We start from the raw sequence: 10,490 nt of genomic DNA, 5'->3' as shown, positions 1-10,490 counted from the left end.
GGCGGGGGGCCGCGGAGCGTTTTTTGGGGGGGGGGGGCGGGGGGGGGGGGGGGGGGGGGCGCCCCCCCCCCGCAACGAGTCCCCGACCGGGGCACAGCGGGTGTGAGTCTGCCGGTGAGCTGTGGGTTTCGGCTCAACCCGTGTGGTGGAGCGCTTGGTTTCGACTGAGGGCATCGGCCAGCTGTGCGCCCGGATCGCCGGTGAGGCGGTGCCGGGACTGCCCTGTCGGCCACGTGGAGATACCGTCGTCCACCCACCGCGGAACGACGTGGAAGTGCAGGTGCGGCACGGACTGCTCCGACCCCGGACCGCTGGCGCTCAGGATGTTGACGCCCGAAGCGCCGAGGACGGTCCGCATGGCTGTCGCCACGCGTTGGACCAGGGCCATCGACGCGGTCAGCACGTCGGGAGGCGTGTCGAACACGCCCGTGTGGTGGCGGGTGGGAACCACCAGCGTGTGACCCGGCGCGAGCGGGTTCAGCGGGGTGAAGGCACAGCTCTCGGCCTCGCGGGCCACCCAGTGCGCGGTGCCTCGGCTGATGAGTCGGCAGAAAACGCAGTCCATACGGCCCCACCCTGACACAGGCCCGCACCAGGTCCGAGGGCCGACCTGCCACCCGGGCGCGCTGGGGGACGCTCACATGATCCTTCGGACAGGACCTACCCCTCGGCCGCCGTCTGCGAGCCGGCCGATGTCCAGGCACACCGCGCTGAGCAGACCGGCGGCCGTCGCGTCGAGGACCGTACGGCCGAAGGCGCGGCTTTCGGCGTCCAGCGGCGCCGGGTCGAGGCGTCCGTGGACGGCGTAGCGGCTGACGGTGACGGCTTCGCCGTCGAGGACGAATTCGGTGACGACCCCGGCGGCTTCGAGCGGCGGCTGACCATGGACAAGGCTTCCCGCACCTCGATGGTCCAGGACGCGCTGGTCGGCCACACGTTCCTGAAAGCCTCGCGGAAGCTCAACGCGCTGCGCACGGAGCGGGGCGTGTGGCCTGAGCGAGGGATGAGCGTGAGCTGGGCACTGCTGCCGCAGCGCCGGTCAGGCCCGCGCCTCCCCCGGATCCCGCCGGGCCGGAGGGGGTCACCGGAGGGGCCGGCCGGTCCGGCCGGGCACGAGGTGGAGGGGGCGGTGGTCCGCGGGTGCCGGATGGACGGGGTGGTGGGGGTGGCCGGCGGGCGCCGGGTGGGGCGGCGGTGTCCCGGCCCCGCGGCCCGGAAGGGCCTGGACACGGCCGACGGCACCGGCCAGCAGCTCGGTGAACCAGATGTTCCGGTCGGGCCCGGTCGTGATGTTGAAGGGCAGCTTGTCCGCGCCTCCCGGGACTTCGAACTCGGTGATCGCACCGCTCCCGCTGATCCGGCCGATGCGGCCGGACTGCACGGCGTACCACATGTGTCCGTCCGGACCGCGGGTGATGTCGTAGACCTGGTAGTCGGGGACGGGCATCGGGAAGAGTGTGATGTCACCGCGCGGGGTGATGCGTCCGACCGAGTTCAGCCCGCTCGCGGTGAACCACACCCCGCCGGGTCCGGCCGCGATGCCGCTGGGGAACGAGAAGTCGCTGGACAGCGGGTACTCGGTGACGTGCCCGGCCCGGCTGATCCGGCCGATCTTGCCGGAGAGCAGCTCGGTGAACCACAGGGAGCCGTCGGGGGCGGGGGCGATGTAGTACGGGAAGCCGTCCGCCGTGGGGAGGGCGTACTCGGTCACCGTGCCGTCGACCGTGATCCGTCCGATCGCGTTCGTTCCCGACTCGGTGAACCACAGCGCACGGTCGGCGCCGAGCGCGATCCCGAGGGGGGAGCGGCCCGGTCCGGGCAGCGGGAACTCGGTGACCTGGCCCTTCGTTGTGATCCGGCCGATCTTGTTGCCGGTGTATTCGGTGAACCACAGGGCATGGTCGGGGCCCTGGGTGATGTTCTGGGGGACGCTGTCGGCGTTCGGCAGCGGGTATTCGGTGACGGCGCCGCCGGTCGTGATGCGCCCGATCCGGTTGACCCCGGACTCGGCGAACCACAGGGCCCGGTCGGGGCCCGTCGTGATGCCGGCGGGGAAGCTGTCGGGGGTCGTGATCGGGTACTCCGCCAGGTTCCCCACGTCTGCCCGTGCCGGGGCGGTGGTGGCGGCGACGGCGAGCAGCGCGCCGAGGGAGGCGGTGAGCAGCCTGTGCAAGCGTCGTCGGAGCATCAGCGGGTACGGCATGGACCGGGGTCCCTCTCGGTGGACGGCAGGCGGGCGACAGGTGACGGGATATCAGCTTCCGTACCGTGCCGGCCCCATCGCACGCGCGGGTCGGCCCCGAACCGCCCGGCTGCCGTACCGGAACGGCTGCCCGCGCCCCGAGGCGGCGTCCCCGAGGGACTCGGCGCAGGGCTTCGCGCGCGGGCCGTACGTCGGTCAGGTGCTTCGCTGCGGGATCGTCAGGACGACGGTCCGGCCGTCCGGGTCCGTCAGCGTGTGCCGGCCGGGCTCCCGGGCCGGGGAACCGCTCGCCTGCGCCGTCAGCCCGAGGCGCAGATATCCCGTCTCCGGTCGGCGCGTGGCCGGGTAGAGCTCCAGGACGCCTCCGTCGGCGAGGGTCGCGGCGTAGTGGTCCGGCCCGTTGCCGTGCCGCTCCGGTACGAGGTCGAGGCCGAGCCCGGCGTAGAAGTCCCGGCACGCCTCCAGCCGGGTCGTGTAGATCACGAGGAGGTCCGTGGTCAGCTTGAGCATCTGTTCCCTTCCCTGAGCCGGGTGTCGTCCCTCCCGGATGCGGATCGTGCCGCCCCGCCGGGGGCTGGAGTCCGTGCACGGACCGGGACCTCCGCCGCGAGAGCGAGTCTCCCGCGACTCCCCTCAGGAGTAGACCATGGGGCAGCCGCGCCGGATCGAGTGCTGGGCGGCGCGCAGGAACAGGGCGACGTAGAAGGCCGTTCCCAGGTCCTCCTTCCATGGCCCTGGCCGGATGGCTGCCGGTTCTTTCGCCGCTCCGTCCAGGAACCACGCGGTCAGATCGAGGTTGTCGCACCCCACCGGGATGTCGGCCGGGAGGCCGATGGCCGCTGCCAGCCGCTCGGCGAGGGCCAGTACCCGGGGCGCGCCGGCGATCACGGACTCATCCTCGCGCCCGGCGTCCACGGGCAGCCGGATGGCCTCGCCGAGGGGCACCGGCACCAGCACCGTCCAGCCACAGAGGAACTCCGCCTCCTCGGGCGAGAGGTGTGCCTCGCACAGCTCACCGAACCCGGCCATGGAGGGGACGAGTTTCTCCTCGAAGGACTGCCCGGGGCCGCGGACGAGCGCGGCTTCCTCGGGTACGGACAGGTAGGGCGGCAGCCCGCGCTGCTTCAGCTCCCGGTTCAGGGCCGAGGCGACGGCCCCCCGATCCCCCTCTTCCTCACCGAACCACTCCTCCGCGCCGACGCTGACCAGGTAGATGCCCATGGCGGGACGGTACAGAGCCGCACTGACATCCCGTCGCGGTCGTCAGCCCGCGGCGGCCGTGGAGGCCCCGCGAGCGGGCCGCCGCTGCCCGCGCCTTCGTCGAACGCCCCGACACCCACTAGCGGTCGGGGTGGCGCAGGCCGGTCAGCAGTACGTCCAGGGCCAGGTCGGTGGCCTCCGCCAGTGGGGTGTCGTCGAGCAGGGAGCCCAGGGCCAGTGTGGCCAGGCCGTGCACCGTGGAGAAGGCGACCTGGGCGAGCCGGGCCGGGTCGCCCGCGCGGACGGTGCCCTCCGCCTGCGCCTGCGCGATGAGCCCGGCGGTCGTGTCGAGGCTGCGGTGTCCGAGCTCCCTGAGTTCGGCACTGGAGTCGTCGGCGTGCTTGGCACTGAACATGAGGTCCAGCAGGGGTGCGTGGGCGACGGCGAATTCCACGTACGCCCGTCCCAGGCCGGCCATGCGCGCCGGCACCGGCCCGGGCGCCTCCGCGGCGGTGCGCAGGCGCTCGTTCAGCCGGGTGAAGCCGCTGACGGCGAGGGCGTCCAGCAGTGCCTGCCGGTCGCGGAAGTGGCGGGACGGCGCGGCGTGACTCACGCCGAGATCGCGTGCCAGGGCACGCAGGGACAGGCCGTCCGCGCCCGACTCGGTGAGGACGGTCTCCGCGCGCTCCAGCAGAGCGGCCCTGAGGTTGCCGTGGTGGTAGGGCCCCTCGGTCAAGGCGGGCTCCCCTCTCCTGATGTTGTCATTGACTACAATGGTGGCGCCGCCTACATTCGAGACCGACAACATGTGGAAACGGAGCAGCCGACGATGCCTATGACATACCAGGGAACCGTGGCCCTGATCACCGGGGCAAGTGCCGGTCTCGGTGTCGAGTTCGCCCGCCAGTGGGCCGAGCGCGGAGCGGACCTCGTACTCGTGGCCCGCCGCCTCGACCGGCTGGAAGGGCTCGCAGCGGATCTGGAGAAGCGCTACGGCGTCACGGCCCACGCGGTCGCCGCCGACCTCGCCCGCCCCGGTGCCGCGGCCGCACTGCGTGCGGAGCTCGACGCCCGCGGGATCACGGTCCACACCCTCGTCAACAACGCCGGGTTCGGCAGCCACGGCCCCTTCGTCCGGCAGGACCTCGCGCAGATCAACGAGATGATCCAGCTGAACGTCGTGGCCGTCACCGAGCTCACCCGGGCCTTCCTCCCCGATCTCGCGGCCGACGGCCGGGGCGCGCTGGTCACCGTCGCGAGCGCGGCGGCGTACCAGCCGACCCCGGCGATGGCGGTCTACGGCGCCACCAAGGCCTTCGTCCTGAGCTTCACCGAGGCCGTCGGCTACGAGACCCGTTCCTCTCCGCTGCGGGTGCTCGCCGTATCGCCGGGTCCGGTCAGTACGGAGTTCTTCGACGTCGTCGGCAGCCGCGACGCGGCCGTCGGGCGGATGGCCACCCCGGAGCAGGTCGTGACCGCCACGCGCCGCGCGCTGGAGCGCGGCAAGACCCCGCCCAGCATCGTCGCCGGGCTCGCCAACCGCGTTTCCGCCCTCGCCTCCGCCCTCACGCCGCGGCGCGTCACGCTGGCGGTGTCGGGGCGGATCCTCAAGGCCTGAACGCGCTTCGGCGGGCCCCCGGGGCCGGGGACCCGCCTTCTGCCCGGCCGTCGGCCGGGCCCTGTCAGCGCTTGGCGATCTGCTGGAGTGCCGCGCCCTGGTAGCGGGCGCCGGCGTTCCAGAGGATGAAGGAGCTCATCTTGTTGGCTTCGGCGGCCTTGATCTGTGCCGCCACCTCGGCCGGCCCGTAGGTGCTGCCCATCGAGAAGTCCTGCAGCCACGGGACGATTTCGGTCTGCGTGCCCTTCGCCTGGCGGGCGAAGTCGGCGAGCGAACGCTGCACGATCGCATACGGGGAGGTGTCGGGCTGCGCGACGCCGTACTCCCCCGGCGCCCAGTGGGACGGGTAGACCATCGGCGCGACGTAGTCGGTCACCTTGACCAGGGCGCCGATGTCCTGTGCGATCTCGGTGGGCCGGGTCGCGGCGATGCCGAAGACCGAGACGCCGAGGTACTTGGCGTGGGGACGCAGTGCGGTCCGGGTGTCGGCGACGAACGAGGTGATGGACTGCTCGGGCGTGGCGGTGCCGATGCCCGGGAAGCGCATGTGCGACAGCGGGCCGTCCGGCCGGCGCACGTAGTCGTAGAGGACGTCGTCGAAGCCGAGCAGGGCCGCTTCGACGGCGAGGTCCTGGTTGTACTTGCGGACCGTCGGGTTGGCGAAGTTCGTGAAGGACAGGGCGCCGTAGTGGCCGCCGTCGTAGGGCTGCCCCGACGGGGTCAGCACGAGCTGGTCCTGGTCGCCGGCCTTCCAGGCGGCCGCGGCGAGCTTGGGGTCGCGGAAGGCCACGATGCGGCCGATGACCTGGGCGCCGGCGGCGTGGATCTCGGCGATCGCCTTGCGGGCGTCGTAGTAGCCCTTGGCCGCACCGATCCGGCGGGCCAGCGGCACCTGGGACGCGTACCCGACCTCGCCGTCCTCGTCCTTGACGTCCAGCTCGACGGCGTTGAGCTTGCCGCTGCGGACCAGGGCGAGGATGCCGCCGCGGAGCCCGTCGTCGCCCCAGCCGATGGCCGTGATGTGCGCGGCACGGATCATGGGGCGGCGCCCCCGGGCGGACACGTCCTTGGTGGTGGTGTTTCCGGCGCGGTCCACGGCCTTGACCGTGACCAGCGGCGTGCCCTTGGGGACCGTGGCCTTGAACGCACCGGCCTTGTCTACGGGGACCTTCTTGCCGTTGACGCTCACGTCGGCGTCACCGGAGGCGTTGCCGGTGATGGTCACCGGGGCGGTGGCGTTCTTGATCACGGGGTCGGCCACCTTGAGCTCCGGCGGGGTGGTGTCCACGCTGAAGCCCACGACCTTGCGGTACGAGGCGAAGGGGAGGCTGCTGCCGCCCGCCACCACCAGGGTGTGCGGGCCTTCCTTGAGCTGCGGGAGGCCGATCTTCAGGCGGGCGCCTTCGGCGGTGAGGGGGACCGCCGCGCCGTCCAGGGTGGCGTGCGGCTTGTTTCCGCCGCCGGGCGCACCTGCGGCGAGATAGGCGCTGACCTGTGCGGCCGCGCGTGCGTCGAGGACGGCGCCGTCGCTCACTCCCTGGATGTTGGGACCCGGTGCGAGGAACGTCCAGGCTCCGACGCCCGCCCCGGCCAGAGCGAGCGCCCCGGTCGTCGCTATGAGGGCGCCGCGGCGGGCCGGGCGGCGGAGACGGCGGGAGGAGCCGGAGCGCGGTATGCGGGTGCGGGGCATCGTGACGTCCTTCGTGGCGGGGGGTGCGGGCCGGATGCTGACTCCATTCATTGCCGCTGCGCGTGCCGGTCGACTGGTTCCGCCGATATTTCACACGAACGGCCCGGATCGTCTGCGGCGTGGCGGCTACGCCATGCAGGGGACAGTGCGGTACCGGGGCTCCCTTTGCCGGTAGGTATGGCGCGACACCTCCACCTCGGAAAGGCTCCTGATGCGCCACCCGCTCGTCCCACTCGGCGCCCTGGCAGGCGCCGCCGCCCTGCTCGCCACCGGATGTTCCACGGGGCCGTCACCTGCCACCGGGCAACCCCGTACGACCGCCTCGCAGGCGGCGGTCGGCCCCGTCGCCGCGAAGGGCCCGGCGGAGGTCGGCGCCAACGAACTCGGCCAGGTTCCGGTGCTGATGTACCACCAGCTCACCGCGAAGCCGGCCAGCGTCTACGACCGCACACCGGCCGACTTCCGGGCCGAACTGGAGCGCCTCGCACGGGAGGACTACGTGCCGGTGACGGCTGGTGACTTCCAGACGGGGCGCATCGACATCCCGGCCGGCACCCACCCGGTGGTCCTCACGTTCGACGACTCGACCAACAGTCAGGTGCGGCTCGGCGCGGACGGCACCCCGGCCCCGGATACCGCCGTCGCCATCCTGGCGGAGACGGCGAAGAAGTACCCCGCGTTCAAGCCGGTGGCGACCTTCTTCGTCAACGCGGACGCCTTCTCGGCCACGGGCTCCGCCAAGGCCCTGACCTGGCTGAAGGCGCACGGGTACGAGGTCGCCAACCACACCGACCGTCACGAGAACCTGCGCTCCCTGGACCAGGCGGGCGCCGCGAGGGCGATCTCGGCCGGCCAGCAGGCGATCGAGAAGGCCGCGCCCGGGACCCGGGTCACCTCGCTCGCCCTGCCCTTCGGCGCCATGCCCGAACCGGCCGGGGTGGCCGTGCAGGGAACGGGCTACCGCTACGACGGGGTGTATCTCGTGGGGGCCAACCCGTCGGTCTCGCCCTTCACCAAGGCCTTCACACCCGGCGCGATCCCCCGGATCCGCTCGGCGGGGCCGAAGGACGAGGATGCCGAATTCGGTTCTTCGCGCTGGCTGGACAAGCTCGCCGCCGGGAAGAACCGGTACGTATCGGACGGGAACCCCGACACCGTCGCCTTCCCGCGCGCCGCGCAGAACGAGCTGTCGCCGGCCTTCGCGAAGCGGGCCCGGCCGTACTGAACGGTTGGCGCGGAGCACCGCCGGGGCGGTCGCCGGTGCGGTCACGGGTGCGGTCACGGGTGCGCGGGGATTTCCCCGAACACCGCACATGCACACGGCGTTCACCCGTCCCGGTCGTGATCGGCGAGCGAGCCCACGCCTACGTGGGTGACGATTCCGTCGTGGCGGTAACGCTTCACCGCCACCATGTCGAACCGCTCGCCGGCCCTCACCCGGATTCCCCCGCGATCCCCTCCGCCGCGAGGTCGCCGGGACCGAACCAACGGGTGAGCGTCTCGGCGAGACCGGCACCTCCGGCCCAGCAGACGTAGCCGTCCGGGCGGACGAGTATGGCCTCGGCGTCCGTCTCGCCGGATTCCGCCCGGGCACGCACGTGGGTGACCCGGTCGCTCCAGGGGGCCGCGACGGCGAGAGGGGCGTCGGTGAGGTTGAGCAGGACGCCGCGTCCGGAGCGCGTCAGGTCACTGAACCGGACCCGCTCGCCGTCGACGACGAGGTCGAGGTCGGGCATCCGCAGGCCCAGCAGCGAATGGGCCGAGGCGTCGGGAGACGGGAGGCAGAGGTCGAGCCCGGCCATCACACCGGCCATGTACCGGTTGGCGTCGGGCAGGCGGAGGAGGTCGGTGAGCACGTCGCGCAGCTCGCCCAGTCCGCCGTCGCGCTGCGGCCCCATGATCACCCCCTGTGCCCGGGTGAGGGCGAGCACCCGCGCGGCGACGGGGTGCCGCTCGCTCTGGTAGGTGTCCAGCAACTCCTCGCCCGCATCGCCGCGCAGGACGGCGGCGAGCTTCCAGCCGAGGTTGAACGCGTCCTGCACGCCGAGGTTGAGCCCCTGGCCTCCGGCCGGGGAGTGGAAGTGCGCGGAGTCACCGGCGAAGAACACGCGACCGTGGCGGTAGTGCTCCAGCTGCCTGCTGGCGTTGCTGAACCGGGAGGAGTAGCGGATCTCGGCGACATCGAGCGCCCCGCCGTGGGTGGCGCGCAGCACCTCGCGGACCTCCTCGGCCGTCACCGGGGCGTCGCGCTCGGCCAGCATGGTCCGGGGGCCGCTGAAGATGAGCTTGTGGAGTCCGTTCGCCAGGGGCGTGATCATGGCGAAGTGGCCCTCGGGCGTGGTGTGGATCCGCGAGCTGATGTGTCCGGCGGAGCTGTCGTCCACGTCCCCGGTGAGCAGCAGATCGGCGGTGCCCATGCGGACGGTGGCGGCCTCGCCGGGGAAATCGGCTCCGATGATCTTGCGCACGCTGCTGTGGGCGCCGTCGCACGCGACGAGGTAGCGGCCCCGCAGGGACAGGTCCCCGCCCGGCCCGGTCACGGAGATCGTGACGCCGTCGGCGTCCTGGTCCAGGCCGGTCAGCCGGTGCTCCCTGAGCACCCGACCGCCGAGCCCGGTGAGCCGGTCCTCCAGCACCGCCTCCAGCTGGTCCTGCGGGAGCAGGACCGGGTGCGGATAGCGGGTGTCCCACGCCGCGCAGTCCAGCGGGACGGGTAGGCCGGCGAAGTGGCCTCCGACGAGCCGGTAGTCGATCGAGCGTCCCAGCGCGTCGTCCAGCAGACCGCGCAGCGCGAGCATCTCGGCGGTCCGGGGCTGGATCGCCCCGGCGCGGGACTGGAGGTTGCGGCCGGCCAGCCGGTCCAGCACGACGGCCGGTACGCCGGCGAGGGCGAGTTCGGTGGCGAGCGTGAGTCCGGCGCCGCCGGCCCCGACGACGATGACACCGGTGACCTGCACGTTCATGGAGCCTCCCAGGAAGATTCCTTCACTTGGTAGAGAACTATACCAGGTGCAAGTTTCTCCTCGGTACCCCCATTGCTATCGTGGGCGCATGACTGAGCAACTTGGGCTGCGGGAACGCAAGAAACAGCGCACCCGGCAGACGATCTTCGAAGCGGCGCTGCGACTGTTCCTGAGCCGCGGCTTCGACGACGTGTCGATCGTGGAAATCGCCGAGGCCGCCGAAGTCTCCAAGCGCACGCTGTTCACCTACTTCCCGACCAAGGAAGACCTCGTCCTGCAGCAGTTCGCCGACCACGAGGACGAATCGGCACGCGTGGTCCGCGCCCGCCCGGCCGGTACGAGCCCGCTGGCCGCCCTGCACGCCCACGAGCTCGACGCCCTGGCCCGGCAGGACCCCGTCACCGGCCTCACCTCCGACCCGGACGCCCTGGCCTTCGCCCGGCTGCTCAGCACGACGGCGAGCCTCAGCGAGCGGCTGCTCCGGTACGCGGGGCGCAGCATCGCCGCCCTCGCCGAGGCACTGGAGGAGGCCGGCGCCGACGAGCTCACCGCGCGGCTCGCCTCGGTGCAGATCGTCACCGTCCTGCGCACCCTCGCCGACCGCAACAGCGGCCAGGTGCAGGCGGGCCGCCCTGCCGACGACGTGTACCCCGAGGCCGTCGCCGCCGCCGACCGGGCCTTCCTGCTCCTCGGCGCGGGCCTGGCCGACGCCCTTCCCGCCTGAGACCCGGGCAGGTGCTCGCACGGGCCCACGGCCCGCCGCGCACGGCCGGCCGCGCCGCCTGCCGGACCCCCGTACCCGCCCCCGCCGTCCCG

The 10,490-nt window shown here is 72.6% G+C and carries 11 protein-coding genes; 3 read left to right on the top strand and 8 right to left on the bottom strand.

All coding sequences use genetic code 11. The annotated features are described in order from the left end of the window. Nucleotides 1-133: 133 nt before the first annotated feature. From ACEPPI_RS30305 to ACEPPI_RS30280, 6 genes are all read right to left on the bottom strand, one after another. Entirely contained in the window at nucleotides 134-565 is a 432-nt protein-coding gene (locus ACEPPI_RS30305; protein ID WP_373918468.1) for an HIT family protein, read from the bottom strand. 72 nt (nucleotides 566-637) lie between these two features. After that, complete coding sequence (locus ACEPPI_RS30300) at nucleotides 638-934, bottom strand: hypothetical protein (protein ID WP_373918467.1); 297 nt, start codon at nucleotides 932-934, stop codon at nucleotides 638-640. 147 nt (nucleotides 935-1,081) lie between these two features. After that, a complete protein-coding gene (locus ACEPPI_RS30295; RefSeq protein WP_373918466.1) occupies nucleotides 1,082-2,203 on the bottom strand; it encodes a hypothetical protein in 1,122 nt (373 codons plus the stop codon). A 195-nt stretch (nucleotides 2,204-2,398) separates the two neighbouring features. Continuing rightward, nucleotides 2,399-2,713, bottom strand: a complete 315-nt coding sequence (locus ACEPPI_RS30290; protein WP_373918465.1) for a VOC family protein — start codon at nucleotides 2,711-2,713, stop codon at nucleotides 2,399-2,401. 123 nt (nucleotides 2,714-2,836) lie between these two features. Further along, complete coding sequence (locus ACEPPI_RS30285; protein WP_373918464.1) at nucleotides 2,837-3,424, bottom strand: hypothetical protein; 588 nt, start codon at nucleotides 3,422-3,424, stop codon at nucleotides 2,837-2,839. 118 nt (nucleotides 3,425-3,542) lie between these two features. Then, a complete protein-coding gene (locus ACEPPI_RS30280; RefSeq protein WP_373918463.1) occupies nucleotides 3,543-4,139 on the bottom strand; it encodes a TetR/AcrR family transcriptional regulator in 597 nt (198 codons plus the stop codon). A 93-nt stretch (nucleotides 4,140-4,232) separates the two neighbouring features. On the opposite strand from ACEPPI_RS30280, the gene ACEPPI_RS30275 reads away from it, so the two are divergent. Further along, nucleotides 4,233-5,021 (top strand): SDR family NAD(P)-dependent oxidoreductase, encoded by a 789-nt coding sequence (locus ACEPPI_RS30275; RefSeq protein ID WP_373918462.1) that lies wholly within the window; start codon nucleotides 4,233-4,235, stop codon nucleotides 5,019-5,021. 64 nt (nucleotides 5,022-5,085) lie between these two features. On the opposite strand, the gene ACEPPI_RS30270 is transcribed toward ACEPPI_RS30275, so the two are convergent. After that, complete coding sequence (locus tag ACEPPI_RS30270) at nucleotides 5,086-6,711, bottom strand: putative glycoside hydrolase (RefSeq protein ID WP_373918461.1); 1,626 nt, start codon at nucleotides 6,709-6,711, stop codon at nucleotides 5,086-5,088. A gap of 211 nt (nucleotides 6,712-6,922) precedes the next feature. On the opposite strand from ACEPPI_RS30270, the gene ACEPPI_RS30265 reads away from it, so the two are divergent. Next, nucleotides 6,923-7,936, top strand: coding sequence for a polysaccharide deacetylase family protein (locus tag ACEPPI_RS30265; RefSeq protein ID WP_373918460.1), 1,014 nt, complete (start codon nucleotides 6,923-6,925; stop codon nucleotides 7,934-7,936). Nucleotides 7,937-8,144: 208 nt separating this feature from the next. Here ACEPPI_RS30265 and ACEPPI_RS30260 read toward each other — a convergent pair whose 3' ends face one another. Further along, nucleotides 8,145-9,674 (bottom strand): FAD-dependent monooxygenase, encoded by a 1,530-nt coding sequence (locus ACEPPI_RS30260; RefSeq protein ID WP_373918459.1) that lies wholly within the window; start codon nucleotides 9,672-9,674, stop codon nucleotides 8,145-8,147. 88 nt (nucleotides 9,675-9,762) lie between these two features. Between ACEPPI_RS30260 and ACEPPI_RS30255 the strand changes: the two genes are divergently transcribed. After that, the gene (locus ACEPPI_RS30255; RefSeq protein ID WP_373918458.1) at nucleotides 9,763-10,398 is read left to right on the top strand and encodes a TetR/AcrR family transcriptional regulator; all 636 of its coding nucleotides are present in this window, start codon (nucleotides 9,763-9,765) and stop codon (nucleotides 10,396-10,398) included. Nucleotides 10,399-10,490 lie beyond the last annotated feature (92 nt).

The organism is Streptomyces sp. AB3(2024) (assembly GCF_041862025.1).
Lineage (GTDB): Bacteria > Actinomycetota > Actinomycetes > Streptomycetales > Streptomycetaceae > Streptomyces.
This window is presented reverse-complemented; position numbering and strand designations above follow the sequence as displayed.